The 25,181-nt window shown below is 71.8% G+C and carries 23 protein-coding genes and 1 pseudogene; 10 read left to right on the top strand and 14 right to left on the bottom strand.

Annotation, left to right across the window (positions count from 1 at the left end):
- Nucleotides 1-6 precede the first annotated feature (6 nt).
- From IEJ02_RS12920 to IEJ02_RS12910, 3 genes are all read right to left on the bottom strand, one after another.
- The gene (locus IEJ02_RS12920) at nt 7-477 is read right to left on the bottom strand and encodes a MarR family winged helix-turn-helix transcriptional regulator (protein ID WP_191064966.1); all 471 of its coding nucleotides are present in this window, start codon (nt 475-477) and stop codon (nt 7-9) included.
- A complete protein-coding gene (locus tag IEJ02_RS12915; RefSeq protein ID WP_191064965.1) occupies nt 477-1,919 on the bottom strand; it encodes an MFS transporter in 1,443 nt (480 codons plus the stop codon). The genes IEJ02_RS12920 and IEJ02_RS12915 overlap by 1 nt, the downstream gene beginning before the upstream one ends.
- 92 nt (nt 1,920-2,011) lie before the next feature.
- Entirely contained in the window at nt 2,012-3,010 is a 999-nt protein-coding gene (locus IEJ02_RS12910; protein WP_223863732.1) for a LacI family DNA-binding transcriptional regulator, read from the bottom strand.
- A gap of 244 nt (nt 3,011-3,254) precedes the next feature.
- On the opposite strand from IEJ02_RS12910, the gene IEJ02_RS12905 reads away from it, so the two are divergent.
- The 5 genes from IEJ02_RS12905 (at nt 3,255) to IEJ02_RS12885 (ending at nt 11,707) form a co-directional block, all read left to right on the top strand.
- Entirely contained in the window at nt 3,255-6,296 is a 3,042-nt protein-coding gene (locus IEJ02_RS12905) for an alpha-L-fucosidase (RefSeq protein ID WP_223863731.1), read from the top strand.
- Between the two features lie 155 nt (nt 6,297-6,451).
- Nucleotides 6,452-7,906, top strand: coding sequence for a glycoside hydrolase family 28 protein (locus IEJ02_RS12900; RefSeq protein ID WP_191064963.1), 1,455 nt, complete (start codon nt 6,452-6,454; stop codon nt 7,904-7,906).
- A 157-nt stretch (nt 7,907-8,063) separates the two neighbouring features.
- Nucleotides 8,064-9,725 (top strand): alpha/beta hydrolase, encoded by a 1,662-nt coding sequence (locus tag IEJ02_RS12895; RefSeq protein WP_191064962.1) that lies wholly within the window; start codon nt 8,064-8,066, stop codon nt 9,723-9,725.
- Between the two features lie 58 nt (nt 9,726-9,783).
- Entirely contained in the window at nt 9,784-10,143 is a 360-nt protein-coding gene (locus IEJ02_RS12890) for a LysR substrate-binding domain-containing protein (protein ID WP_317985784.1), read from the top strand.
- A 151-nt stretch (nt 10,144-10,294) separates the two neighbouring features.
- Entirely contained in the window at nt 10,295-11,707 is a 1,413-nt protein-coding gene (locus IEJ02_RS12885) for a hypothetical protein (protein ID WP_370467028.1), read from the top strand.
- A 31-nt stretch (nt 11,708-11,738) separates the two neighbouring features.
- Here the strand turns inward: IEJ02_RS12885 and IEJ02_RS12880 are convergent, their stop codons facing one another.
- From IEJ02_RS12880 to IEJ02_RS12845, 8 genes are all read right to left on the bottom strand, one after another.
- Nucleotides 11,739-12,563, bottom strand: a complete 825-nt coding sequence (locus tag IEJ02_RS12880; RefSeq protein ID WP_191064961.1) for a putative hydro-lyase — start codon at nt 12,561-12,563, stop codon at nt 11,739-11,741.
- Nucleotides 12,560-13,894 carry an MFS transporter gene (locus IEJ02_RS12875; RefSeq protein WP_191064960.1) on the bottom strand — a complete coding sequence of 445 codons (1,335 nt, stop codon included), beginning with the start codon at nt 13,892-13,894 and terminating at the stop codon, nt 12,560-12,562. The genes IEJ02_RS12880 and IEJ02_RS12875 overlap by 4 nt, the downstream gene beginning before the upstream one ends.
- A 204-nt stretch (nt 13,895-14,098) precedes the next feature.
- Nucleotides 14,099-14,551 carry a VOC family protein gene (locus tag IEJ02_RS12870; RefSeq protein WP_137976900.1) on the bottom strand — a complete coding sequence of 151 codons (453 nt, stop codon included), beginning with the start codon at nt 14,549-14,551 and terminating at the stop codon, nt 14,099-14,101.
- Between the two features lie 66 nt (nt 14,552-14,617).
- Nucleotides 14,618-15,556, bottom strand: coding sequence for a 5-oxoprolinase subunit C family protein (locus IEJ02_RS12865; protein WP_191064959.1), 939 nt, complete (start codon nt 15,554-15,556; stop codon nt 14,618-14,620).
- Nucleotides 15,553-16,191: a 5-oxoprolinase subunit B family protein gene (locus IEJ02_RS12860; RefSeq protein ID WP_317985783.1), complete on the bottom strand. Its 639-nt coding sequence runs from the start codon at nt 16,189-16,191 to the stop codon at nt 15,553-15,555. The genes IEJ02_RS12865 and IEJ02_RS12860 overlap by 4 nt, the downstream gene beginning before the upstream one ends.
- Before the next feature lie 221 nt (nt 16,192-16,412).
- Entirely contained in the window at nt 16,413-17,216 is an 804-nt protein-coding gene (locus tag IEJ02_RS12855) for a LamB/YcsF family protein (protein ID WP_191064958.1), read from the bottom strand.
- A complete protein-coding gene (locus IEJ02_RS12850; RefSeq protein ID WP_191064957.1) occupies nt 17,213-17,917 on the bottom strand; it encodes a GntR family transcriptional regulator in 705 nt (234 codons plus the stop codon). The genes IEJ02_RS12855 and IEJ02_RS12850 overlap by 4 nt, the downstream gene beginning before the upstream one ends.
- A 92-nt stretch (nt 17,918-18,009) precedes the next feature.
- Nucleotides 18,010-18,756, bottom strand: coding sequence for a dienelactone hydrolase family protein (locus IEJ02_RS12845; protein WP_191064956.1), 747 nt, complete (start codon nt 18,754-18,756; stop codon nt 18,010-18,012).
- 109 nt (nt 18,757-18,865) lie between these two features.
- On the opposite strand from IEJ02_RS12845, the gene IEJ02_RS12840 reads away from it, so the two are divergent.
- Both IEJ02_RS12840 and IEJ02_RS12835 read left to right on the top strand, forming a co-directional pair.
- The gene (locus IEJ02_RS12840) at nt 18,866-19,348 is read left to right on the top strand and encodes a MarR family winged helix-turn-helix transcriptional regulator (protein ID WP_191064955.1); all 483 of its coding nucleotides are present in this window, start codon (nt 18,866-18,868) and stop codon (nt 19,346-19,348) included.
- A gap of 118 nt (nt 19,349-19,466) precedes the next feature.
- Nucleotides 19,467-20,034: pseudogene (locus IEJ02_RS12835) on the top strand (hemerythrin domain-containing protein).
- A 324-nt stretch (nt 20,035-20,358) separates the two neighbouring features.
- On the opposite strand, the gene IEJ02_RS12830 reads toward IEJ02_RS12835, so the two are convergent.
- Nucleotides 20,359-21,264: a serine hydrolase gene (locus IEJ02_RS12830; protein ID WP_191065079.1), complete on the bottom strand. Its 906-nt coding sequence runs from the start codon at nt 21,262-21,264 to the stop codon at nt 20,359-20,361.
- 642 nt (nt 21,265-21,906) lie between these two features.
- Here IEJ02_RS12830 and IEJ02_RS12820 point away from each other — a divergent pair.
- Both IEJ02_RS12820 and IEJ02_RS12815 read left to right on the top strand, forming a co-directional pair.
- Nucleotides 21,907-22,341: a DUF6069 family protein gene (locus tag IEJ02_RS12820; RefSeq protein WP_191064954.1), complete on the top strand. Its 435-nt coding sequence runs from the start codon at nt 21,907-21,909 to the stop codon at nt 22,339-22,341.
- A gap of 171 nt (nt 22,342-22,512) precedes the next feature.
- Complete coding sequence (locus IEJ02_RS12815; RefSeq protein ID WP_165556232.1) at nt 22,513-22,665, top strand: hypothetical protein; 153 nt, start codon at nt 22,513-22,515, stop codon at nt 22,663-22,665.
- A 61-nt stretch (nt 22,666-22,726) separates the two neighbouring features.
- Here IEJ02_RS12815 and IEJ02_RS12810 read toward each other — a convergent pair whose 3' ends face one another.
- The gene (locus IEJ02_RS12810; RefSeq protein WP_191064953.1) at nt 22,727-23,611 is read right to left on the bottom strand and encodes an SDR family oxidoreductase; all 885 of its coding nucleotides are present in this window, start codon (nt 23,609-23,611) and stop codon (nt 22,727-22,729) included.
- A gap of 111 nt (nt 23,612-23,722) precedes the next feature.
- On the opposite strand from IEJ02_RS12810, the gene IEJ02_RS12805 reads away from it, so the two are divergent.
- Nucleotides 23,723-24,295 (top strand): TetR/AcrR family transcriptional regulator, encoded by a 573-nt coding sequence (locus IEJ02_RS12805; RefSeq protein WP_191064952.1) that lies wholly within the window; start codon nt 23,723-23,725, stop codon nt 24,293-24,295.
- A 60-nt stretch (nt 24,296-24,355) separates the two neighbouring features.
- Here IEJ02_RS12805 and IEJ02_RS12800 read toward each other — a convergent pair whose 3' ends face one another.
- Nucleotides 24,356-25,162, bottom strand: a complete 807-nt coding sequence (locus IEJ02_RS12800) for an alpha/beta fold hydrolase (RefSeq protein ID WP_191064951.1) — start codon at nt 25,160-25,162, stop codon at nt 24,356-24,358.
- Between the last annotated feature and the right edge of the window lie 19 nt (nt 25,163-25,181).

Genomic DNA, 25,181 nt, shown 5'->3' with positions numbered 1-25,181 from the left:
CCTCGTTCAGTCGAGGAGCTTGGCCACCACGCGGTCGAGCGCCTTGATGTCCTCGAGAGGCAGGGCGAGCAGGGCGTCGGGCGGGGTGGTGAGGATCGCGATGGCGCGGGCGGCCAACGCCTGGCCCTCCTCGGTGAGGTGGACCAGCTTGGACCGGCGGTCGGCCGGGTTGGTGATGCGTTCGGCGAGGCCGCGCCGTACGAGATCGTCGACGATGACGGAGGTGTAGGGCGGGTCGGCGCCCAGTCGCTCGGCCAGTTCGCGAAGGGTGATCGGGCCGGCGGCGAGTCGGCGCAACGCTCTGACGCGGCTGAAGCTCATGCCGAGGTTTTCCGCGACCGCCTTGCGGCGGTTGTAGCGCTCCATCAGGAGTGTGTTCAGCCCCTGCCAGGCTCGGGCCGCCGTCCTGACGGTCTCGTCGTCCCGCTCGTCCCGCTCCTCCCCCTTGTGCGGCTCGTTGTCGTGTGGGCGCTCCATCAGACGTTCACTGTCTCCTTGGTCTCCTCGGCGGCGAGCCGCTTCGCCGTGCGCTGGGCCGTTGCCCGAGCCCAGCGGCCGGAAGTGAGCGTACCCATGACCAGCACCGCGGCGCCGCAGCCGGCGATGATCCACCATGCCGTCCGTGCCGCGTCCGTGAAGGCGGCCGCGTCCGTGTGCGCTCCCCCGGCCATGAGGGCACCGATGACGGCCACGCCGAGGGACTGGCCGGTCTGCCGGCTGGTGGAGGCCACCGCGGCCGCGACACCGGCCTGCGCACGGGGCATCCCCGAGACGGCGGTGTTGGTGATGGGCGCGTTGACCAGCCCGAATCCGGTGCCGAACAGCAGATACGCGACGACCAGCAGGGATACCGGAAGGTGGTCGGAGTAGGTGAGCGCCTGGAGCACGGCGCTCGCGCACAACGCCGCCCCGGCGAGCAGCAGCGGAGTACGCGGCCCCCGCGAGGCCACCATGCGGCCGGACACGGGTGCGGTCAGCAGCGCCATGACCGCCATGGGCAGCATGAACAACCCGGCGTGCAGCGGATCGAGTTGCCGCACGTCCTGCAGGTACAGGGAGCTGACGAACAGGAAACCGCCCAGACCGGCGAACGCGGCGACCGCGATCACGGTGGCGCCCGAGAACGGCGCGGAACGGAAGAACCGCAGGTCCATGAGCGGGTCGGCGCGCCTCGGTTCGTACCACAGCAGCCCCAGCAGCGCGCCCAGCGCCGCGGCCGCGCACCCGGCGACCACGGGCGAGGTCCAGCCGAGGTTCGGCGATTCGATGATCGCGTACGTCAGCGCGACGAGCAGCACGATGACGAGCGCCTGCCCGACCGGGTCCACCCGGCGAGCCCGCGGCGCCTGGGACTCCGGCACATACCTGCGGGTCAGGAAGAGCGCGGCGAGGCCGATGGGCACGTTGAGCCAGAAGATCGCCCGCCAACCGGCCGACTCCACCAGCGCACCCCCGATGATCGGCCCGGCGGCCATGCTGATGCCCACGACCCCGCTCCACACACCGATGGCGCGGGCGCGTTCCCGGGGGTCGGTGAAGGTGTTGCTGATGATCGACATGGCGACGGGGTTCAGCATCGACCCCCCGACCGCCTGAAGCATCCGCGCGGCGACCAGCCAGCCGAGCCCGGGAGCCAGGCTGCACAGCAGCGAGGCCGCGGTGAAGATCACCAGCCCGACCTGAAACGTACGGCGCCGCCCCACCCGGTCGGCGGTCGAACCGGAGAGCATCAACAGGCTCGCCAGCACCAGCGTGTACGCGTCGACCGTCCACTGCAGCCCGGACACCGACGTGTGCAGATCGCGTTGGATGGAGGGCAGGGCGACGTTCAGGATCGTGTTGTCGAGACTGACGATCAGCAGGCTCATGCAGCAGATGGCCAGCACGAGCCATCGTCGCCGAGGAGCGAGATCCGGCATGAAGGACCTTCCATTTGGTTGTGTTGCCATAATCATTATATAGACACAACTAAATGGGGTCATCGTCGGTACGGAGCACGAGCACCACCAGGTCAGGAGGAGGCGCGTACCACCAGGCGTGGCACGATCACCGTCTCCCCCGTCGCGGCGCCGGTCATCTGCGCGGCGACCTGCCGCACCGCGGCCCGGCCGAGGAGTTCCTTGTCGACCGTCAGGGTGGTCAGCGGCGGGTCCACGAGCCGGCTCAGCGTCAGTCCGTCACAGCCGACGAACGCGCAGTCCTCCGGCACCCGCATACCGCGGTCGCGGGCGCGGCGCATGGCGCCGATGGCGATGAGGTCGTTGTACGCGAGCACCGCCGTCGCCGCGAAGCCGCCGGCCAGCACGTCGTCCATGGCCGCCGCCCCGCCCTCGAGGGAGTTGGCCGCCGGGAACACCCAGTCCTCGTCGGCGGGCAGCCCGAGTTCGGCGGCGGCGCGGAGGAACAGCGAGTGGCGGGTGCCGTGGCCGCCGGCGTCCGGGCGGCCGCGGTCGTCGAGCATCGCGATCCGCCGGTGGCCACGCTCGACGAGGTGGCCGACCGCCTGCCGCATGCCGGTGGCGAAGTCGATCCGCCCCCCGTTCACGCTCGGCGGCCGGTGCTCGTTGTCGAGCAGGACGAAGGGCATGCCGGAGCGGTGGATGAGCTCGATGGCGCCGGGGTCGAGCAGGAAGGCGACACACGCGTCCACGTGGTCCACCACGGTCCGCGCCACCGCGGTCTCCCGTTCCAGTGCGGACCCGGTGCTGTAGACGGCGACCTGCCAGCCGCGCTCGTCGGCGGCCGCCAGCACACCGGAAACCACCTCGGGGAAGAAGGGGTTGAGCACATCCGCGATGACCAGCCCCAGCGTGGTGAGCCGAGGGCCGACCATGCCACGGGCGAACCGGCTGGGCCGGTACCCCATCGACTGGGCCACCCGCAGGACCCGTTGCCGCGTGGCGGGGTCGATCTCCGGTTTGTCGTTGACCGCGCGGGAGACCGTCTGCCGGGACACCCCGGCCGAGCGCGCCACGTCCTCGATGGTGATGCGGCGCGGCCTGGCGCTCATGGGCACGGGCCCACCCCTCTCCCACCCTCGGACGTGGGTCACGACGTGGTACGACGTGGCACTCGGGACCGCTCACGGAGGTGTTCCCCGTAGCGCTCCTCCTCGATCATCACCGCGGCGGCGACGGGCGTCAACGGAACCCCACAGCGGAACACCCCAACCTCGCACACATATTGACACGGCGGTCGGGTGGGCCGGACAGTGCTCCGTGAACGCTCACGGGAACGTTCACGGAGGACAGGACATGCCCACGCCGAGGATCCCGCTCCGCCCCATTCGCATCCCCGCGGCCCGCGCCGCCGGTGCTGCCCGCACCGCATGCGCTGCACGCACCGCACGCACCGCACGTACTGCCCGTGCCACCCGCTCCCGGTGGCGCGCGCTGTGCGCGGCGGTCGTACTCGCCCTGGCCATCGGCCTCCTGGCCACCCCCGCCCAGGCCGAGGTCCAGCACCCCCGGCAGGAGTGGCTGCGCCAGTCCACCGCCGGGCTCTTCCTGCACTGGGGCATGTTCACCCACCCCCAGCACCGCGACTGCGCCACCTGGGAACGCGATGTCACCGAGGGCGGCTGGAGCGCCGACACTTGGGTGGACGAGGCGCGCAAGCTCGGCGCCTCGTACATCGTGCTCGCGACCTTCCACAGCAGGCTGGGCTACGCACGCCCCTGGCCCTCGAAGGTCCCCGGCAGCTGTGCCACCGAGCGCGATCTGCTCGGCGAACTCGTGGCCGCGGCCAAGGCCAAGGGCGTGCGCGTCGTCCTCTACATGACCGACGACCCGCAGTGGCACAACGCGTCGGGCACCGAGACGCTGGATTCGGCCGCCTACTCGAAGTACAAGGGCCAACAGGTGGACCTGACCACGCGCCGCGGCTTCGGCATGTACAGCTACGACCTGTTCCTCGAGGTCATGGACAAGTACCCGGACCTGTCGGGGTTCTGGATCGACAACGACAACGAGTACTGGGAGGAGAACGGTCTCTACGAGAAGATCCGCGAGCGCCGACCGGACTGGCTGCTGAGCAACAACAACGAAGACACGCCGATCATGGACACGGTCAGCAATGAGCAGAAGACCGGCATGACCCCGGCGTACGACTACCCCTCCGCCGTGACGGTTCCCATGCCACGGCTCACCGAGGCCGACTACAAGCTGCCGACCACCGGCGACTGGTGGTACGACGGCGGCGACCACGAGGTCGACGCCCGGCTCAGCACCGGCCGTTACATCACCAACGCGGGCTCCTCCATCAAGTCGCTCATGGCCGAGACACCCATGGTGAACGGCAAACTCCCGCCGCAGCAGGAGGAGTTCAACGACTTCATGGGCAAGTGGGTCGAGCCCATCCGGGAGTCGGTGTACGGCGTCGAGGGCGGCGGCTACATGTACGGCGGTATGCAGCCCGGCTTCTGGAACGACGGCGCCCACGGCGTGGTCACCGTGGGCCGGGGCGAGAACGGCGACCGCACCCAGTACGTGCACGTGGTCACCCGGCCCCGCACCGACATGGTGCGGCTGGGCGACAACGGCTACACCGTGCGCCGGGTCACCGATGCGCGCACCGGCGAGGCGATGCGCTTCAGCCAGTCCGGCGGCCATCTGTCGATCCTCGGCATCGAGGACTGGGATCCGTACGACACCGTCTTCAAGGTCGAGACCGACGGCCGGCGGCCCCTCTACCCGCAGTCGGGTGTCGGCGCCACCGCCACGTCCGCACGCACCGGACACCCGGCGGCCGACCTCGCCGACGGCGACTTCGAGACCTACTGGGACAGCGACGGCGAGCTGCCCGTCTCCGTCACCCTCGACCTCGGCGCGCGCAAGCACGCCACATCGCTGGCGGTGAACCAGCGCGAGTGGTCCCCGACGCACGCCCGTTCGTCCTTCGGCCGCCCCGAGGACTCCGCCCGCATCAAGGACTACCGCGTCTACGCCAGCGGCGACGGCAAGCGCTGGACCCAGGTGCGCTCGGGCACGCTGCCCAGTGCGCGCGGGGTGCGCACCATCGACGTCGGCGACCGCGCCGCCCGCTATCTGAAGCTGGAGGTGCGCAGCCTGTGGGGCGGTCCGCAGGCGCCGGAGTTCTACAACCAGCTGCGCATCGACGAGATCCAGGTGGCGTACGGCCGCTCGAAGACCACCCGCACCGCGCTGCCGCTGGAGGCCGAGGCACGGCGGAACCGGCCGTCGGGCGCGGCCCACTCCGTGGCGTGCGGCGCCTGCTCGGGTGCCCGGCGCGTGGACGGCCTCGGCGGCGGGCCGCGCAACTCCGTGACGTACCGCGACGTTCGCGCACCCGAAAGCGGCGACTACCGGCTCCAGTTGGACCACACCGCCTCGGCCGACTCCTCCCTGTCGGTGAGCGTCAACGGCGCGGCACCGGTCGAGGTGCCCGTGGCCGGGGACAGCCCCGGGGTGCCGGCGAGCACGGCGGTGTCCGTGCCGCTCAAGGCCGGTGCCAATACGGTGAAGGTGTTCAGCACCGCCCGCCGTGGCCCCGGCCTTGACCGGATCGCGGTGGCCCCGCTGCCCCCGGCCCCGTACACCCCGAAGACCACGCTCACCGTCCGGCCCCACGGTCTGCAGTGGGTCGGCCCCGGGCAGCGGTCCCTCACCATCACGGCGACGCTCCGGCTGGACGACGACGAGCAGCTCGACGACGTCAGCCTCGCCCCCCGGCTGCCGGCCGGCTGGACCGCGGACGGCGGGCCGGTGACGGCCCGGTCGCTGCGGCTCGGCCAGACGGTGCGGGGCACATGGACCGTCACCTCCCCGCCCGGCCAGGACGCCGGGTCGGCAGACATCCCCGTCACGGCGGACTACGCGCTGCTCGGCCGGCAGAAGTCGGTCTCGGACCAGGTCCGGGTGCGGCCACTGCCCGCCGGCCGGATATGGGCGCGTGAGGCGGAGGACTCGGCCAACCGGTTCGGCAGCACCGGCATCACCGGCTGCGGCCCCTGCTCCGGGGCCGAGAAGGTGCGCAACATCGGTGGCAGCGAGCAGGCGGCCATGGTGTTCCCCGATGTGGTCGTCCCCGACGGCGGGGAGCACACGCTGTACCTCGACTACACGGTCAACGGCACCCGCTCGTTCCAGGTGAGCGTCAACGGCGGCCCGGCGGCCAAGGTGACGGTGACCGACACCGGGAACACCACGCCACGTACGACCTCCCTCCCCGTCACCCTGAAGCCCGGCGCCAACACCATCAGGATTTCCAACGACACCGAGTCCGCGCCCGACCTGGACCGGATCTCCGTCAGCCAGGGGGTGTCCGGCGGGTCGTGACGCCTGCGGCGGGCCGCTCCCCTTCCCGCCCCTTCCCACGCAGCGTCGATGTGCGGCTCCGCCGCGTGGGGACTCCGCCCCAGACGCCGGGGCCCAGGGGCGAAGCCCCCGCCACGCGGCGGACACCCCGTACACCGTTGCCAAGGAGGCAGGCCATGCACCCGAGACCATCCCGCCGCGCGGCGCTGCGCACCGGCGGTCTGCTGGCGGCGGGCGCGCTGCTCCCGGAGCAGGCGTACGCGGCCACCGCGCACACCGGCGCGGCCACCCCGCACACCGGCGCGGCCGCCGCCTACACCGGGGCGTGGCGCGCGGTGCCGGGGATCCTGGCCCGGATCAGGCCGCCCGCCTTCCCCCGGCGTACCTTCAGGGTCACCGACTACGGGGCGGTCGGCGACGGGCGGACGATGAACACCGCCGCGTTCCGGGCCGCCATCGCCGCCTGCCACCGCGCGGGCGGCGGCCATGTCGTCGTCCCCGAGGGCCGGTTCCTCACCGGCGCGATCCATCTGCGCAGCCGGGTGGACCTGCATGTCTCCGCGGGCGCCACCATCGCCTTCAGCCCCGATCCGCGCGACTTCCTGCCGGTGGTGCTCACCCGCTGGGAGGGCACCGAGGCGTACAACTACTCGCCCTTCATCTACGCGTACGGCGAGCGGGACGTGGCGGTCACCGGCCGTGGCACGCTCGACGGGCAGGCGCGGCTCGGGCCGTGGGAGAGCTGGTACCGCGACAGCGGACCGCAGGGGGCCGACCAGAAGCTGCTGCGCCAGATGGGCTCCACGGGGGTGCCGGTGGCGCGGCGCGTCTTCGGCGACGGCCACCATCTGCGCCCGCAGCTGGTGCAGTTCTACCGCTGCCGCAACGTCCTGGTCAGCGGCCTGACCATCGTCGACCCACCGATGTGGACCGTACATCCGGTGCTCTCCAGCAACGTCACCGTGCGCGATGTCACCGTGGACAGCACGCTCTACAACACCGACGGCTGCGACCCGGAGTGCTGCTCCGACGTGCTCATCACCGGCTGCCGGTTCAACACCAACGACGACTGTGTGGCGGTCAAGTCCGGCCGGGACGAGGACGGCCACCGGGTGGGCGTGCCGAGCCGGAACATCGTCGTGCGCGACTGCCGGTTCTCCGGCCGCTGGGGCGGGATGACGGTCGGCAGCGAGATGTCCGGCGGGGTGCGTGACATCTTCGCCGAGGACTGCGAGGTCAACCCTCCGGACTTCCCCGGTCGTTACCCCGTCAAGTACGCGCTGTACGTCAAGGCGAACAAGAAGCGCGGTGGCTCCATCGACGGTGTGCACATCCGGAACTTCACCGGGCAGGGCGTGGAGCGTGACATCGCCTTCGTGACCATGGACTACAACGGTGGCGAGGACGGGACGCTGCCGGTATCGGTGCGGAACATCGACCTGGACCGGATGGAGATCGACGGCGCCCAGACCGTGCTGCGGCTGGTCGGCCTGGAGACCGACCACCTGCGCGGTGTGCACCTCTCCCGCTCCACGTTCACCGGCATCAGCGGCCCCGACAGCGTCGCCCACACCGACGACCTGACCTTCCGGCGGGTGTTCGTCAACGGCCAGGAGGTACCGCAACCCTGAGGGCGGCACGGGCGGGCCGTACACCCAGGGGACCACATGCGGCCGTCACATCCCTCCCAAGAGGGAGGGGAGTTGGGGACGCACGGCCGATGTTCCCCGGCGCACCCCACCTGAATGATCGTTCCTGTCCCGATACGCGACCGGAAGGAACGATGTCGTGCGTAGACGAGGTCTCGCGCCGCTGTTGGCCGTGGGGGTCACGGCGACGTTGGCTCCCGCGCTCGCCACCTCGACGGCGAGCGCCGCCCAGACCGGCACCGCGCAGGTCGGCGCCGCCCGGGCCGCCGCCCAGACCGCCGCCCCGACGTCCGCCACCGCGAGCGCCCTGGAGCCGTACGTCAAGCAGAAGCCGAAGTGGCGGCGGTGCGAGGCCGATCAGCCCGCGGAGTACCAGTGCGCGACGATCAAGGTGCCGCTGGACTACCGGGCTCCCGGCGGCAAGCGGATCGACATGGCCATATCCCGGATCAGGACCACCACACCGGACAAGCGGCACGGTGTCCTGCTCGCCAACCCCGGTGGCCCCGGCGGACCGGGGCTCGACATGCCGCTGCAGTTGAAGAGCGAGCTGCCCGAGTCCGTACGGCAGAGTTACGACCTCATCGGCTTCGACCCGCGCGGGGTGGGCCGGTCCACGCCCGTCACCTGCGGTCTGGAGCCGGAGGAGGAGAACTGGCTGCGGCCGTACAAGAAGGCGACGTTCGACAAGGACGTCGCCTGGGCGCGGGATGTGGCGCGCAAGTGCCGTGAGAAGTCGGGCGCCACGCTCAAGCACATCACCACGCGCAACACGGCGCGGGACATGGATCTGCTCCGGGCGGTCCTCGGCGAGCGGAAGCTCTCGTACTTCGGCACCTCGTACGGCACGTACCTCGGCGCCGTCTACACCCAGCTGTTCCCGGGCCGGGCCGACCGGATCGTGCTGGACAGCGCGGTCGATCCGGCGCGCGCCTGGCGGAAGATGATCCAGTGGTGGGCGGAGGGTGCCGAGCCCGCGTTCGACCGGTGGACCGAGTGGGCCGCCGCGCGGTCCGAGAAGTACGGCCTCGGCGACACCCCGAAGAAGGTCGACCGGACGTTCTGGGACCTGGTCCAGCGGGCGGACGAGAAGCCCATCGAGATGGACGGGGAGAAGTACACCGGCGATGACGTCCGGAGCATGATGCGCAGGGCGGTCTTCAGTGTGCGGGAGGGTACCGACCTGGTCGTGGCGCTGAAGAAGGCCGCGGCAGGCAAGCCCGCCTCCGCGAAGGGGCTCCCGGATCCGGCCGGAACGCCGCGCCCGGCCGCCGGCTCCGCCGATGTGCCGAGCGACAACATGACCGCGAGCTTCTGGGCCGTGGTGTGCAACGACAACTCGGCCGCCTGGTCCCGCGACCCCGAGAGCTATCGGCGGGACGCCATCGAGGACAAGGGCCGCTACCCGCTCTACGGCGACTTCGCGTCCAGCATCAAGCCCTGCGCGTTCTGGGACAGGTCGGTCGAGCGGGCCACCGTCGTGAACAACGAGGTCGGCTCGCTGCTCGTGCAGAACGAGTGGGACTCCCAGACCCCGCTGCCGAGCGGTCAGGCCCTGCACGCCGATCTGAAGGGCTCGAGGATGCTGACGGTCCTCGGTGGCGAGGGCCATGGCGTCTACCCGAGTGGCAACGCGTGCACGGACGGCACGGTGGCGGACTACCTGACCACCGGCACGCTGCCGACGAAGGATGTGACCTGCGAGGCGACGGGCGACTCGGGCGGCGGCGCCCGGGAGGACCGGAAGCCGGACGTCCGTCCCGGGGCCCCGCTTCCGCAGCGCTCCCCGGACCGCTTCTGACGGCCGCCACCTGACGCACCGGGGACGGGGCGGAACCTCCGGCGGGTTCCGCCCCGTCGTGAAGCAGCGGAACAACGACACCTACCCGCTGGTGACGGCGGCGTGCGCGGCGGCCGGGTTCACTCCCCGCGTGGTCCACCAGGTCAAGGAGTGGTACGCGGTCTCGGCGCTCGTCGCCGAGGGGCTCGGCGTCTGCCGCGTGCCGAGGATCGTGCCACTCCCCCGGCACGCCGTCACGCGGGTCCCCCTGCGGGGCGAACCGGTGCCCGCATGGCGGTTCCTGACCGCGTTCCTGACCGCCGTACGGCGCGGCAGTGCCGCACATCCGCTGGTGTCGGCCGGACTGGACGCGCTGCGCGAGGCGGCGGCCCATGGGGCCGGGCGGAGGAGCGCGCGCCCGAAGCGCCGTGCACGTTAAGAACACAACTCCCCGCTCAATGGTGTCGGCGGAACAGGTGTCCCTACCATCGCAACGCCTGGCGCGAGGGAGCGCCACCGAGGTCAGGAGCGTTGCTGTGCACAGCTCGAGTCGGAACGTACCGTCCTCCTCCCCGCGACGCCTGACGCGTGTGCGGCGTACCGTGGCGTCGGCCGTCGGCATCGCGGGCATCGTCGCGGGGACGCTGGGCAACGCCGGTCCGGTGCGGGCGGCCCAGCCGCGCCCCGCGCCGGTCGCGTGTCCGGCGAGCGTGGGCGACAAGGCCACGTGCTACACCGGCCAGGACAGCAACGGGGCGTACTACGCGATCGCCATTCCGAAGAAGTGGAACGGGTCGCTGGTCGTCCACTCCCACGGCGGCCCCGACCTGGGCGACGGGTCCGATCCCGAGCGGAGCGTCGGCGATCTGGACCGCTGGTCGGTGATGGTGTCCGAGGGCTACGCCTGGGCAGGCTCGTCCTACCGGCGAGGTGGCTACGGGACGCGGATGGCGGCCGCCGACACGGAGAATCTGCGCCGCCTGTTCGTGGCGGATTTCGGCAAGCCCGAGCGGACGTACGTACACGGCCAGTCCTGGGGCGGAAACGTCGCCGCCAAGGTCGTGGAGACGTACGGCAAGGAGAACGGCCCCTACGACGGTGCCCTCCTCACCAGCGGTGTCCTGGGCGGCGGCTCCCGGGGCTATGACTACCGCGTCGATCTGCGGGTGGTCTACCAGTACTACTGCCGCAACCTGCCCCGCCCCGGCGAGCCCCAGTACCCGCTGTGGCAGGGGCTGCGCCCCGGATCGACCCTGACGACGGCCGGGCTGCGCGCCCGCCTCCAGGAGTGCACCGGCTACGCCTCCGCGCCCCAGGAGCGCACCGCGTCGCAGCAGCGCAACCTCGACGACATCCTCGCCGTGACCCGCATCCCGGAGCGGACGCTGGAGTCCCATCTGCGCTTCTCGGTGTTCACCTTCCGCGACATCGTGCACAGCCGGCTCGGCGACCGCAATCCCTTCGGCAACCGGGGCGTGTGGTACTCCGGTTCACACGACGACACGGCGCTGAACGCGGGCGTCGAGCGCTTCTCCGCCACCCCCGACGCCCGGCGTGACCTCTCCTACGACAGCGACCTCACCGGCCGCGTGTCCATCCCAGTGCTGACGATGCACGCCATCGACGACCCCACGGCATTCGTCGAGCACGAGGCCGCGTACCGGGCGACCGTCGATGGCGCGCACCGCGGGAAGAAGGTCGTGCAGACCTTCACCGAGGAGAGCGAACACAGCGAGCTGAGCAACGCCGAGTACGCCAATTCCATGGCCGCCCTTGACTCCTGGGTGCGCACCGGAAACAAGCCCACACCGCGGTCCATCGCAGCCTCTTGCGCCACGTTCGACCGCGTCTACGGCACCGGGTGCTTCTACGACCCCGGCTACCGCCCCAAGCCCTACGCCTCCCACGTCCGGCCCCGGCCGGGCGGGCTGACCTGGCCGGCCATGACGTCCGCCCAGGAGCGGGCCTGGAGCCGGATCGACGGCGTGGGCATCGCTCCCTGAATCACCCGCCGCCCGGGCCGCGGAGGGCCGTTCACCCCGGTGCCGGGCCCGCGTCGACCGTGTGGTCGAAGACGAACATGTGCCCCGGGTAGTGGGTGATGGCGTACGGGGCCCGGGTGGCGGGGAGCGCCAGTTGGGGTGTCACCCCGCAGGCCCAGAACACCGGGACGTCGCCGTCCTCGACGACCGGGGAGGGGCCGAAGTCCGGCCGGGCCAGGTCGGCGATGCCGAGCGCCGCCGGGTCGCCGATGTGCACCGGCGCCCCGTGCCCGGCCGGATAGCGGGCGGTGATCTCGACGGCGCGCGCCACCAGCCGGGCCGGTATCGCGCGCATGCTCACCACCAGCGGCCCGGACAGCCGCCCGGCGGGTCGGGTGGCCACGTCCGTGACGTAGACGGGCGGCGCCGCGGACTCCGGCGCGTACCGGACCGGGACGCCCGCGGCGCGCAGCGGGCCCTCGAAGGTGTGGCTGCAGCCGAGGAGGAAGCCGACCGCGTCCGGGCGCCAGTGGGCGGTGATGTCGTGGGGTTCGGCGGCCAATTCGCCGTCGTGCCAGACCCGGTAGCGGGGCAGCTCCGTCCGCAGGTCGGCGACGGTCGTGCCGAGCCGCACCACCGGGTCGCCCGGCTCGGTGACGGCGAGGACGGGGCAGGGCGCGGGGTTGCGGGTGCAGTACAGCAGGAAGTCGAAGGCCAGCTCGCTGGGTACGATCACGAGGTTGGCCTGCTGGTACCCGTCCAGCAGACCGGCCGTGGGCCCGGTCCACCGGCCGTCCGCCACCAGGCGCCGCAGCGCCGCCGGGGTGGCGGGGACGTCCCCGGGAAGGCCGTCTCCCGAAGGGGCCGGGGCCGTCACGCCAGTTCCCCGTGGCTGGACTCGGTGACGGTGCGCAGCGTCAGCAGGGCGACCACCACGGCCGCCATCAGCAGGAAGCCCGGGGCGAGCAGACTGCCGGTGGCCGAGATCAGCCAGGTGGACAGATAGGGGCTGAGTCCGCCGCCGACGATGGTGCCGATGTTGAAGCTGAACGAGAGCCCGGTGTACCGCACCCGGGTCGGGAACAGCTCGGCGTACGTCGGGTAGGTGACGGACTGGACGACCGGCATCGGCAGGGCCAGCACCACCATGGCCGCGACGGCGAGCGGGAAGCTGCCGAGACCCATGACCAGCATGGCGGGGACGACCAGGACCGCGTACCCGGCGAAGCCGACGGTGATGAGCCGCTTGCGGCCCCACCGGTCCGACAGCGCCCCGCACACCGGCATCAGGACGGCCACGAACAGGCTGATCCCGCCCATGATCCAGAAGGTGGAGTCCTTGGGGTAGCCGAGGTCGGTGGTCAGGTAGATGTTCATGAAGATCAGGCCGACCCAGTAGCCGCAGTTGGAGCCGATGGCCAGCAGGGTCACCTTCAGCACCGGGCCGCGGTGGCGGGTGAACACCTCGGTCAGCGGCGCCTTGGCGGTGGCCCGCTCCGACTTCGCCGCGAGGAAGCTCTCGGAGTCCGCGAGCCGGTTGCGGGCGATCAGGGCGACGGCGATCAGGGGCAGCGAGAGCAGGAACGGTATGCGCCACCCCCAGGCGTCGAGCTGGCGCTCGCTCAGCGCGGTCGTGGTGACGCCCGCGACCAGCGCCGCGGCCCCGCCGCCGAGGGCCACCCCGACCGGGGTGAAGGCCCCGAAGAAGCCGCGCCTCCCGGCCGGGGCCGACTCGGCGAGGTAGGTGGCCGAGCCGGTCACCTCACCGCCCGCGAAGAACCCCTGCGCGAGCCGCACCACCAGCAGGGCGACGGGCGCGGCCACGCCCACGGTCTCGGCCGTGGGCAGCAGCCCGACGGCCGCGGTGGCGCCGCCCATCCCGGTCACGGTGAGGATCAGTACGGGCTTGCGGCCCACGCGGTCCCCGAGCCGGCCGAGCACGATGCCGCCCAGCGGCCGCATCAGGAACGCGCTGCCGAACACCGCGAGCGTGGCCAGCAGGGCGGCGGTGGGGTCGTCCCCGGGAAAGAAGTGTGGGCCGATGACCACGGCCAGATAGCTGTAGACGCCGAACTCGTAGTACTCGATGGCGGTGCCGGCGGCCGCCGCCAGCGCCGCCCGGCGCGGGCCGCCGCGCGCCGCGGTGGCCACGGCGGCCGCGCCCCCGGTGTCTCCGGGTGCCGTCGAGGCCGTTGATACGCTCGTCATGGGTTCCTCCGGGTCTGACCTGTCCTTTGCCGGGATGTGCTGTCAGTGCCGCCGGTACGGCGCCGGGGGCCCGTACGACGGTCATCCGCGGGACCAGCCCTCCCGCTGATGACCGTCGTCCTGCCGGGCCGGGCGCCGCCCGCCGGTGGGTCGGTGCGGACCGCCGGGCGGATGAAGACCGCCGGGCGGTGGCGGAGTGGCGGATCAGACGGCGAAGAGCTGTCCGAGGTCGGCGAACGCCTTGAACTCCAGCGCGTTGCCCGCCGGGTCGAGGAAGAACATCGTCCACTGCTCACCGGGCTCGCCCTGGAAGCGGACGTACGGCTCGATCACGAACTCCGTGCCCGCCGCGGTGAGCCGCTCGGCGAGCTTCTGGAACTCCGGCACCGGCAGCACCAGGCCGAAGTGCGGCACCGGCACCTGGTGGCCGTCGACCGGGTTGGTCCCGGCGATGCCGTCGCGCGGCGTCCCGGACGGGCCGTCGCCGACCTGGTGGGTGACGACCTGGTGGCCACCGAAGTTCCAGTCGATCCACTTGGTGTCCGAGCGGCCCTCGGCGAAGCCGAGCACCTTGCCGTAGAACTCCCGGGCGGCCTCGATGTCGTCCACCGGGATGGCCAGGTGGAAGGGGACGAGGGAGGCGGGCTGAGCGGTCATGTGCGTGTCTCCTTGGGCTTCTGATGGGGCTTCTGATGGCGTTTCAGGGAGTCTGTTTCAGGGTGTTCAGTGGACGGGGGCGAGCCGCAGCGCGTCCCCGGGGAGGGTCTGGCCGACGAGATCGATGTCGGCGTCGGTGACCACCCCGATGACGGGGTAGCCGCCGGTGACCGGATGGTCGGCGAGGAAGACGATCGGCTCGCCCGACGGCGGCACCTGGATGGCGCCGCGCACCGTCCCCTCGCTGGGCAGGTCGACCGAGCCGATGGCCAGCGGCGGCCCGGTCAGCCGCGCGCCCACCCGGTCGCACTGGGCGGAGACCCGCCAGGGCGTGGTGGTGAGCCGGTGCCGGTCCGCGGCGTCGAACAGCTCGTGCCGCGGGCCCCAGCGGAACCGGACGGTGGCCGGTGCGCCGCACGGGACGACGCTGAACGCCAGCTCCAGCGGGATCGCCGGGACCGGGCGCACCGGGCCAAGGCCGTACTCCGCCCCGGCGCGCACCGGGTCGGGGCCGAGCCCGGTGAGGGAGTCGCGCGAGGCCGACCCCAGCACCCGCTCCGCCTCGATCCCTCCGGATACGGCGAGATAGGTACGGCAGCCCGCCCAGGGGCGGCCGATGGCGAGCACCGATCCGGCGCGGAGCCACAGCCGCGGCGCGCCGTCGACCGGCACCCCGTCGACCGTCAGCGGCGCCGGGGCCCCGGTGACCGCCACATGGCGGGTGGTGGAGAGGGTGATCGCGAGGCCGCCGAGGGTGACCTCCAGGGCCGGGGTGTCCTCCGGGTTCCCGGCCAGCCGGTTGGCGAGCCGGAAGCTGCGCCGGTCGGCCGGACCGGAGGCGGGGACGCCCAGATGCGCCATCCCCGGACGGCCCAGGTCCTGCACGCTGGCCGCCGGCCCCGCCTGGATGACCGTCAGTACGGCGGGCTCCGGGCCGGTGCCGGGGGCCGGTGGCCGGTGCCGGGTGCGGACCCGGCGGCCCGGGGCGGCGGAGGCGACCGTCATGGCGCCACCGCCTCGAAGACCACCCGGTCGCCGACCGCGAGCCGGTTCGGCGGATCGGCGGTCACATCCCACAGCCGGGTGGTGGTGACGCCGATCTGGTGCCAGCCGCCGGGGGTTCCGCCGGGGTAGACCACCGTCTGGTTCCCGGCGATGGCCACCACCCCGGCGGCCACCCTCGGCCGCGGGCTGGACAGCCGGGGCAGCCGGAGGCTCTCCGGTACGCCGTCCAGATACGCGAAGCCGGGCGCGAAGCCGAAGAAGCCGACCCGGTACTCCCCCGCGCCGTGCCGCCGCGCGACCTCTTCCGGTGCCAGGCCGAGGCGTTCGGCGACCTCGGGCAGGTCCGGGCCGTCGTAGCGGACCGGGATCACGATGCGCCGGCCGGGCGGCGGTCCGGTGCGGTGGGCGCCGGGCCCGTCGAGCACGGCGCGCAGCCCGGCGGCGAGCTTACCCATCCCGGCGGCGGTCTCCGCCACCACCAGCACGGTCGTGGCGGCGGGCACGACCTCCCGCAGCCCCGACGCCCAGGGCTGGGCGCGGATCGAGGCGGCGACGTCGGCGGGCCGCCGATCCGCACACTCGATCAGCCAACCCCGGTCACCGGCCCTCCGCAGAATCGTTTTGCCAGAGCTCACGTTCGCCAGGGCCACCTTCACAGGGGTCGCGTCCGCCGGGGGCACGGCCGCCGAGGGCACGGCCGCCGGGGTCGCGTCCGCACGGGCCCCGTCCGCCGAGGGCCCATCCGCACGAGGCACGTCCGCCGAGGACACGTTCACAGACGTCACGTCCGCAGGGGCCCCGTCCGCCAGAGGCAGGTCCGCAGGGGTCGCGTCCGCAGACGGCACGTTCGCCGGGGTCATGGCCCTACTCCGACCCGGTCGGCGGTGGGGCCGGGCGGGCCCACCGCGACACCCTCCGACGCCAGCGCCTCCCGTACGGCGGCGGCCAGCCCGGCCGCGCCGGGGGTGTCGCTGTGCACGCACAGCGCGGCCAGCTCCCCGCCGTCCGGGGCGATCCGTACGACACTGCCGCTCACCGAGACCACGGTCCCCGACTCCGCCATCCGCAGGGCCCGTTCGGCCGCCTCGGCCGGGTCGGTGATCAGGGCCCCGGGCGCGGATCTGGGCACCAGCAGCCCCTCGTCGGTGTAGCCGCGGTCGATGAACCCCTCGGCCAGCGGGCGCACCCCGGCCTCCACCGCCCGATCCCAGACCGCGGTGCGCGGCTGGCACAGCAGCGGCAGCGCGCGGTCGTAGAGGGCGACGGCCTCGACGATCGCGGCCGCGTGCCCGGTGTGCCGGGCCGCCGCGTTGTAGAGCGCGCCATGGGCCTTCACATAGCCGACGCGACCGCCCGCGAGCCGGGCGAACACCTCCAACGCGCCTATCTGGTACAGGAGTTCGTTGACCAGCGTGGCCGGTGGCACATCGATGAAGCGGCGGCCGAATCCGGCCAGGTCGCGGTACGAGACCTGGGCCCCGATCGCCACGCCCCGGGCGGTGCTCGCCTCGCAGGTGCGGCGCAGGATGTCGGGGTCTCCGGCGTGGAACCCGCAGGCCACATTGGCCGCGGTGACCTGGTCCAGCAGCTCACCCTCGTCGGCCGGCCCCCAGACCCCGAACCCCTCGCCCACATCGGTGTTGAGCGCGAGGGCGGTCACCGGGCCGACTCCGCCCAGTACGCCTGGAGGGCGCCGCTGCTGTTCTCCCAGGCCGTGTGCAGCCCTTCCTGGCCGCCGTCGATGTGCGCGGTGATCTGCCGGGCCAGCTCCTCCGCGTCCCCGTCGGCCAGCGCCTGGACCATCGCGGCGTGCTCGTGGTGGACCCGGCCGTACGCCGAGGTGCCGTGGACGTAGAACCGGGAGTACGGCTCCAGCCGGTGGTACATCTGCGAGATGATCTCGTAGCGCATGGGCAGCCGGGACAGCCGGTACATGTCCAGGTGGAAGGCGAGATTCGTCCGCGACCAGATGTCGGCGCCGGACCCCGCGGCCCGCTCCATCGCGGTCGCCATCTCCTCGAACCGGCTGATGTCGCGCCGGGAGACCCGCTCGGTGACGTGCTCGGCGAAACTCGGCTCGATGAGCCGCCGCAGGTTGTAGATCTCGTCGATCTCCTCGAGGTCCAGCGCCGTGACGAACGTGCCGCGGCCCGGTGTCGAGCGCAGCAGGCCCTCGCTCGCGAGGGTGCGCATGGCCTCCCGCAGCGGGATGCGGCTCACCCCGAAACGGTCGGCGAGTTCGTCCTGGACCAGTCGGTGACCCGGCGGGTAGACGCCCTCGACGATCAGCCGGCGCAGCTCGTCGGTGAGGGCGTCGGCGCCTTGGGCATCACCGCGGCGGCCTCTGTCTTCTCGGCTCATATACTCTGTATACAGTGCATGCACCGGATGCGTGAAGAGGTTGGGCCGTAGGAAATCCGTCCGCCAGGTTCGCTCTCCGGGCCGCAGCCCCCTCAGCCGTCGGCCAGGGTGCGGTCCAGGAGCGGGAGCAGCCGGTCCCAGTGGCGTTGCAGTGCCGAGGGGTTGAAGGCGTCGGTGTCGGACATGGTGAAGCCGTGGACGGTGCCGGGGTAGATCTCGGAGGTGTAGCCGACCCCCGCGGCGTCCAGGGCCTGGTTGAGCTCGCGCAGGGCCTCGGGCGTCATGTCGGTTTCGGCGTGGCCGAGGTGGACCTGGGCGGTGACCTTGGAGAGGAGGCCGTGCAGGCCGTCGGGCCCGTCGGCGACCAGGGGGCCGTGGAATGCGGCGACGGCGGCCACCTGGCCGGGGTGGGCCGCGGCGGTGCGCATCGCCAGGAGGCCGCCTATGCAGTAGCCGATCACGCCGACCGGTCCGGCGCCGACCTCGGGCCGGGTGGTGAGAAACCTCAGGTAGGCATCGGCGTCGCACAGGATCCGTTCGGTGGTGTGCGCCTCGATCAGGGGCATCAACTGCCCGACGATCGCGGGCCGGACCTCTTCTCCGATGTGCTCGGGAAGTTCGATCAGCGGTGCCGGGCCATGCCGGTAGAAGAAGTTGGGGACGAGCACGTAGTACCCGTGCCCGGCCAGTTCGCGGGCCATCTCCCGCAGCACGGGCCGGATGCCGAAGGCGTCCGCGTACAGCAGCACCCCCGGGTGCCGCCCGCCGCCGTCGGGGAAGGCGGCGAAGGCGTCGGCCTGACCGTCCGGGGTGGGGATCCGCAGTGTCGTGGTGGGCAAGGTGTTCCTTCCATGGAGTTCGCTCAACAAACGTTTGTCACACCAACGTTGTTGGCGCGTGCGAACGTACATCGTTAGTGGGACCAACGCAATCGGTAGGATGAGCGCCATGACCAGAGCCGAAGCCGCGGACGTCCCCGACGCCGGCGCGCCCCAGACGCCCGGACGGCTGCGTCGGCTGGCGAGCCGGCTGCTGTCGCAGCTGACCATGCGGTCGGACCGGCTGATCAACGAGGGCCTGGCCCGGGCCGACGCCCGCAAGTGGCACTACGCCGTGCTCGCCTCGCTGGAGGAATACGGCCCGGGCAGCCAGGCGACGCTGAGCAGGCGCACCGGCATCCACCGCAGCGACATGGTCGGTGTGCTCAACGAACTGACCGAGCGCGGCCTCGTCGAGCGGGCGCCGGACCCCGACGACCGGCGCCGCAACACCATCACCATCTCCTCCCGGGGCCGCCGTCAACTGCACCGCCTCGACAAGGTCCTGGACGAACTCCACGACGAACTGCTCGCGCCGCTGAACCCGGCCGAACGCGACCAGTTCACGCGGTTGCTCACCCGCTTGCTCGACCACCACACCGGGACCTCCTGACCCCGATGGGCCGGCCGTGCGGGCTTCGCTCCGCCGCGTTATGAGGCGCGCATCGCGGGGACACGGAGCGTGGCGCTCGCGACCGTCAGCGCCACGAACCAGAAGGGTTGTGATCGTTGTGGGCCATGGCGGAGACGTCATTGACGAGCTGACCACCGACCACCGTGAGGTCGACGACCTCTTCGAGAAGGTCCAGGCCGCCGCGCCGGGAAGCCCCGAGCGGAAGCGTCTGATGGACCAGGCGACCATCGAACTGGTGCGGCACTCCGTGGCACTCCGTGGCCGAGGAGCAGTACCTCTATCCGGCCGTCCGCCGCCACATCGCGGACGGCGACGCGATCGCGGACAAGGAGATCGCCGATCACTCCCGGGTGGAACAGCTCCTCAAGGCGCTGGAGGGGCTCGACGCGGACGCCGCCGACTTCAACGACCTGGTGCTGAAGCTGAAGACCGAGGTCACGGCCCATGTCCACGACGAGGAAACCACCCTCTTCGCCCAGCTGCGTCAGGCGTGCGGCAAGGAGGATCTGCACGAGCTCGGTGAGAGCGTGCGGAGGGCGAAGAAGATGGCGCCCACCAGGCCGCACCCCAGCGCACCGGACACTCCCCCGGGCAACAAGCTCCTGGCTCCCGGCGCGGGACTGGTCGACCGGGCCCGCGACATCGTGACCGGGCGCGGCAAATAGACGGCGAATTGCCGACAAGTAGACGGAGGAACCACCGCGGATGCGCGGCCCGGCCCGGCTGCGTGAGATATGCCTGCGGTTGCTGCCCGTCACGGCATTCCCTGTCGGTGCGGGCGGTGGGGCCCTGGGTATGCGGCCGGAGGCGGGGCCCTCGCCCAGCGTGTACTGGATCTGGGCGCGCTGAGCGGCGACCTTGTCGCTCGCGCAGAGCCCCAGGCTCGGGGTCCGGGGCACAGCCCCGGGGGCTGGGGCGGAGCCCCGGTTTCGGGAAGGGGCGGGGAGGGGAGCGGCCCGCCGCAGGCGTCATCACCCGCCGGACACCCCCTAGCGCTGAGCGCTGCGCGCGGACACGGACGCGGCCCCGGGCACGTTGAGGTCTTGGTGGACCACGCGGGCAATGCCCTCGATGTTGGCGATGCCGTCGTCCATCGTGGCGTTGTCCTGCGAGAGCACCGTGATCGTGTAGTCGTGGTCGCCGCCGGTGAAAGCGCCGAGGCTATGCACCCGCCAACCGTTCGTGGCCCGCTCCAGCCAGCCGTTCTTCACATGCACCTGTGCGTCGCCCGGCGCGCCGGCCGGGGTCCCCCAGCGCTGCTCGGGGACGACCTCGCCCATCAGCTTCAGGATGTAGCCGCGGGAGCCCTCGCCGAGCACCGGGTTCGCGTGGGTCACCAGGTTGAGGAGCTTCTCCTCGTCGTTCGCGGTGATCTGGGTGAGCCCCCAGTGCCCCTCGCCGTCGAGGACGGTGTTGGTCATCCCCGCGGCCCGCAGGAATCCGTTGATCTTGTCCGCTCCGAGCTGCTTCCACAGCGCGGTGGTGGCATCGTTGTCGGACTTCGTGATCATGGCGGTGGCGCGGTCCCTCTCCTCCTGTGTCAGGGCGCGGTCCTCCTTCTGCGCGTCCCACAGCAGCGTGGCGAGCACGGTCACCTTGACCGTGCTCGCCGAGTCGAACGTCCGGTCCGCGTCGAGAGTGCAGGTTGTGTTCGTGGCGCGGTCGTGGAGGCTGATCGCCGTCGTCGCGGTGGAGCCGTCCAGCGCCGAGTTGATGTCTTCGGAGAGCTTGTCGGCGAGCCCCGGCTCGTCCGAGGTGCAGATCGCCGCCTGCGGGGCGGCCGCGTGAGCCGACCCCACCGAGGCGATCGTCGGCACGAGCGCCCCGGCGGCCAGCGCCGCTCGTGACGCCAGCGTGGTCCGGGGAAGCCGGGATATGCGTCGGTGTCGCCCCATGGTGTGCTTGTCCATTCGTTCGTGGTGCGGTTCATCACGCGGGGGCCTTCGTTCCGTCGCGAAGCGAAGACATCCCGGTGCTCCAGCACTGGATGACGAGCCACCGGCGGGTGAGGTTCAAAAACGTGTCCGAATCTCACAAGATCGCTCCACAACCGGCACAGCGCCTCAGCGGCCGACACGGCGAAGAGACCGGTCGGCGCACAGCGCGATCCGGCCACCCGACGCTGGGTGACCAGGTCCGCTCGCCGCCCGGTCGGCGCCCCAAGGGATTGACGCGCTCCGCCCGCTTTCATGATCATCCGGCGGGCCGTCGGGACAACGAGGACACGACGTCCGGAGACCGTGCGCTTCCTGAGCGAGACCGTGGCCCACTTGACGGCCTCCGGGTTCGTCGCCGAGGCGCTCGGCCGGTCCGGACAGAACCCGGCACTGGCCGCGCCGACGGAGCGGTGAACGAAGCGGGGCTGAGATCCCGGGGACTTCGCCATGTTCGTCGGTGGCCGGGCCGTGGCCGGAAGCGCGCCCTCCGAAACGATCAACGAGCAGACTGACGTGGCCGTTGACAGCCCCGCACTCCTGCCCCACCCGACCCGCGGGGCTGCTCACCACCCACGTTCCCCCCTCCACGGAAGAAGTTCCATGACTGACACCACATCCACCCGCCCCGTCGCTGCCATCGCCCGCCTCCTCATACCCGCGGCCCTGGCCGCGGCGGCCGCCGTCCTCGTGGGCTACCTGATCTTCGACGCCGCCGGAGCCGACTTCGACGTCACCATGTCCGGCACCGAGAGCACCGTCACCGCAGTTCAGGCGTGCCTCGCGGCCTTCCTGGTGAGCCTGGTCGGCGGCACCGCCGCGCTGCTCGTCGCGCGGCGCACGGCCCGGCCGACGCGGACCTTCGCCGCGATCGTGACCATCGCCGTGGCGCTGTTACTGGTCGGGCCGCTGGTGGGCGCCGATCAGGCCCTGACCGTCGTGGCCCTCGAAGTGCTGCATCTGCTCGCGGCGGCGGCCGTGCTCATCGTCGTCCTGCCGCGCATCGGCACGACCACCACCACGTCGACGGACGCCTGACCGACAAAAACTCGCCGACCTACGGGATGGGGCCGTCCTTGACGCCGCAGACCGAGCAGACCTGAGAGGCCGGTTCGAGGGGCCCCTCTCCACGAGGACGACCGGCCGCCGGTGCGGCGGAAACCTCAACAGGCCGCCGCACACACCTACTTCTTGGCATATGTTGGACGGATGAGTTCTCATGACCTGGAGCCCCGGCCTCCATCCCCCCTGGTGGAAAAGATAGACAGCGCCCTGGCGGTACTGATCATCGTCGGTATCGCCTTCGGATCCTTCTGGCTGGCCTCGGGCCTCACCTCGTCCTACATGGTGCTCTTCCACTGAGACGCTCGGGCCGGGTGCGGACCGGGACGCCCCGGCCCCGCCCCGGCCGCGCCCGTCGGCGTCAGTCGATGGTGAAGTAATGGCCGTCGTCGAGGTCGGCGATCAGGCCGGGGTGAACCGGCTCCCAGCCCAGCAACTGCCTGGTGTCCGCGTTGGGCATGGTGATGTCCATCGTGATGAACGGGAAGCCCGTGAAGTGGTCCGCGGCCCGTTCGGCCGGGATGCTCACGGCCGGAACGTTCAGGTGGCGGCCGATGGTCTCGGCGATCTCGCGCACCGTGATGCCTTCTTCGGCCGCGGCGTACAGCTGTGAGCCGGCCGGGGCCTTCTCCAGCGCCAGCCGGTAGAGGCGGCCGACGTCCAGGGTGTGACCGGCGGGCCAGCGGTTGGTGCCGTCGCCGACGTAGCCGGACACACCCGTGTCGCGGGCGATCTTGATCAGCGTCGGGATGAAGCCGCCCCTGTCCCGCGTGCTGTGCGTCACCGGCGGGATCGCGACGAGCACGGTCCGCACGCCGCGTTCGGTGAGGTCGTGGAGGGCGCGCGAGACGGCGGAGCGGGGGTTGGCCGCTATCGCCGCGTCGCGCTCCGCGTCGCCGGTGGGCGTCAAGCCGACGCCGATGAGGGTCTTGCCGGTGTCGGCCAGCGTGTCGCCGAGTGTCCGCACCACGGCCAGGTCGGCGGCCACGGCGTCGGCGAACTTCCCGGCGGGGATGGCGTCGTGGTTGAACGCGAGGTGGACGACCGCGTCCGCGTCGGCGGCGGCCTCGCGCAGACCGTCCAGGTCGTCGATGTCGCCACGGCGCACCTCGGCACCCAGGGCTTTGACGGCGGTGGCCGAGGCGTCGGACCGTGCCAGGCCGACGACCTCGTGTCCGGCCTGGAGCAGTTCGGGCACCACGGCCGACGCGATGTGGCCGCTGGCGCCGGTGACGAAAACACGCATGCGTGGCTCTCCTCGAGGGATGCTCCGCCCAAGCGAAGCGAAGTGATGTGACTTGGTGCCGTCACCATAGCCGAAGTGACGTTACCAAGTCACATCACTTATGCTGTGCGCATGGCTCGATGGGAACCGAACGCGCGGGAACGGCTGGTGCGCGCCGCACTCGACCTGTTCACCGAGCAGGGCTACGACGCCACCACCGTCAACGAGATCGCCGATCGGGCCGGTCTGACCAAGACCACCTTCTTCCGGCACTTCTCCGACAAGCGGGAAGTGCTCTTCGCCGGCCAGGACACCCACACCCGGCTCCTCGCCGACGCGATCGACGCGGCGCCCGGCTCCGCGACACCGCTCGAGGCGGTCCGCGCCGCACTCGACGCCCTCACGGCCACCTTCACCGACGACCGCCGCGAGTTCGGCGCCAGACTCCGCCCGGTCATCGCAGGCCACACCGAACTGCAGGAGCGCTCGGCCTTGAAGCGCGCGAAGCTCGCCGAGGCCGTGACGGACGCGCTCCACAAGCGCGGCGTGCCGGAACCGACCGCGAGCCTCGCCGCCGAACTCGGCATCCGCGCCTACCACGACGCCTTCGACCAGTGGGCCGATCCGGCGAGCCGGAAGACGCTCACCGAGCTCACCCGCCACACCCTCGACCAACTCCGCGCCGCGCTGGCCGCACTCGACTAGAGCCTGTCCGTCAGAGCTCGTTCGTCAGAGCCTGTCCGTCAGAGCTCGTCCGCCCGGACTTCAGATGGCGCTGGAGTTGGCCGTGCGGTGGGCGTGGGCGTCGATCAGAGCGAGCGTGGCTTCGGGCTGTTCGATCTGGGGCAGGTGGCCGGCTCCGGGGATGACCTCGAAGTGGGCGTTGGCGAAGGCCGCGGCGTAGGCGGCGCCGTAGGCCGGTGTGACCACGCGGTCGCTCTCCCCCCACAGCAGGAGTGCCGGTGTCTCCACCCGGCGCAGGCGGCGCAGCAGTTTCGCGTCGTGCATGTACGGCTCGCCCGCGAGAACGCGCATGGTGGCCATGTTGGCCTGCCGGATGGCGCGTTGGTCAGCCGGTACGTCGGCGGGGTCCACGTAGTAGCGGTCCGGGTCGTGCCAGGAATGCTCCGCCACACCGCGGGCGTCCAGGGCGAAGAAGTCCGTGATCGGCTCGCCGGGGACGTCCACCCCGACCGCGTCGATCAGGACGAGGCCGCCGATGACACCCGCGGTGTCCCGTACCGCCATCTCGGCCGCGATCCAACCGCCGAGCGAGGAGCCGACGACCAGGGTGTCGCGCAGGCCGCGGTCGTGCAGGAGATGCAGGTAGGTCAGGGCCAGATCGTCCACGCCGGTGAGCCAGTCGGGGCGGGGCGTCCCCTCCCAGCCGGGGTGCACGGGCGCGAGCGTGTGCGCGGTGCGCGAGAGGTGTGCGGTGATACCGGCGACCGTGGCGGGCCCGCCGCCTCCGTGCAGGACGAGCACCGGGCGGCCGGTGCCCGCCTCGGAGAGGGTGAGGGCCAGATCGTCGCACGCGGCCGCATGGGCAAGGGAGTTGATGTCCGTTGTCATGACTCAAACTCTAACTAAG

Origin of the sequence: Streptomyces sp. 5-10 (genome assembly GCF_014712245.1) — a bacterium.
Classification (GTDB): Bacteria; Actinomycetota; Actinomycetes; order Streptomycetales; family Streptomycetaceae; genus Streptomyces; species Streptomyces violaceusniger.
The sequence above is the reverse complement of the archived record's forward strand: the minus strand, read 5'-3'. Positions and strand labels throughout refer to the sequence as shown.

Coding starts and splice junctions, on each gene's coding strand:
- IEJ02_RS12920 (WP_191064966.1), bottom strand. CDS start 477: ATGGAGCGCCCACACGACAACGAGCCGCACAAGGGGGAGGAGCGGGAC.
- IEJ02_RS12915 (WP_191064965.1), bottom strand. CDS start 1,919: ATGCCGGATCTCGCTCCTCGGCGACGATGGCTCGTGCTGGCCATCTGC.
- IEJ02_RS12910 (WP_223863732.1), bottom strand. CDS start 3,010: ATGAGCGCCAGGCCGCGCCGCATCACCATCGAGGACGTGGCGCGCTCG.
- IEJ02_RS12905 (WP_223863731.1), top strand. CDS start 3,255: ATGCCCACGCCGAGGATCCCGCTCCGCCCCATTCGCATCCCCGCGGCC.
- IEJ02_RS12900 (WP_191064963.1), top strand. CDS start 6,452: ATGCACCCGAGACCATCCCGCCGCGCGGCGCTGCGCACCGGCGGTCTG.
- IEJ02_RS12875 (WP_191064960.1), bottom strand. CDS start 13,894: ATGACGAGCGTATCAACGGCCTCGACGGCACCCGGAGACACCGGGGGC.
- IEJ02_RS12870 (WP_137976900.1), bottom strand. CDS start 14,551: ATGACCGCTCAGCCCGCCTCCCTCGTCCCCTTCCACCTGGCCATCCCG.
- IEJ02_RS12865 (WP_191064959.1), bottom strand. CDS start 15,556: ATGACGGTCGCCTCCGCCGCCCCGGGCCGCCGGGTCCGCACCCGGCAC.
- IEJ02_RS12850 (WP_191064957.1), bottom strand. CDS start 17,917: ATGAGCCGAGAAGACAGAGGCCGCCGCGGTGATGCCCAAGGCGCCGAC.
- IEJ02_RS12840 (WP_191064955.1), top strand. CDS start 18,866: ATGACCAGAGCCGAAGCCGCGGACGTCCCCGACGCCGGCGCGCCCCAG.
- IEJ02_RS12830 (WP_191065079.1), bottom strand. CDS start 21,264: ATGGGGCGACACCGACGCATATCCCGGCTTCCCCGGACCACGCTGGCG.
- IEJ02_RS12820 (WP_191064954.1), top strand. CDS start 21,907: ATGACTGACACCACATCCACCCGCCCCGTCGCTGCCATCGCCCGCCTC.
- IEJ02_RS12815 (WP_165556232.1), top strand. CDS start 22,513: ATGAGTTCTCATGACCTGGAGCCCCGGCCTCCATCCCCCCTGGTGGAA.
- IEJ02_RS12810 (WP_191064953.1), bottom strand. CDS start 23,611: ATGCGTGTTTTCGTCACCGGCGCCAGCGGCCACATCGCGTCGGCCGTG.
- IEJ02_RS12805 (WP_191064952.1), top strand. CDS start 23,723: ATGGCTCGATGGGAACCGAACGCGCGGGAACGGCTGGTGCGCGCCGCA.
- IEJ02_RS12800 (WP_191064951.1), bottom strand. CDS start 25,162: ATGACAACGGACATCAACTCCCTTGCCCATGCGGCCGCGTGCGACGAT.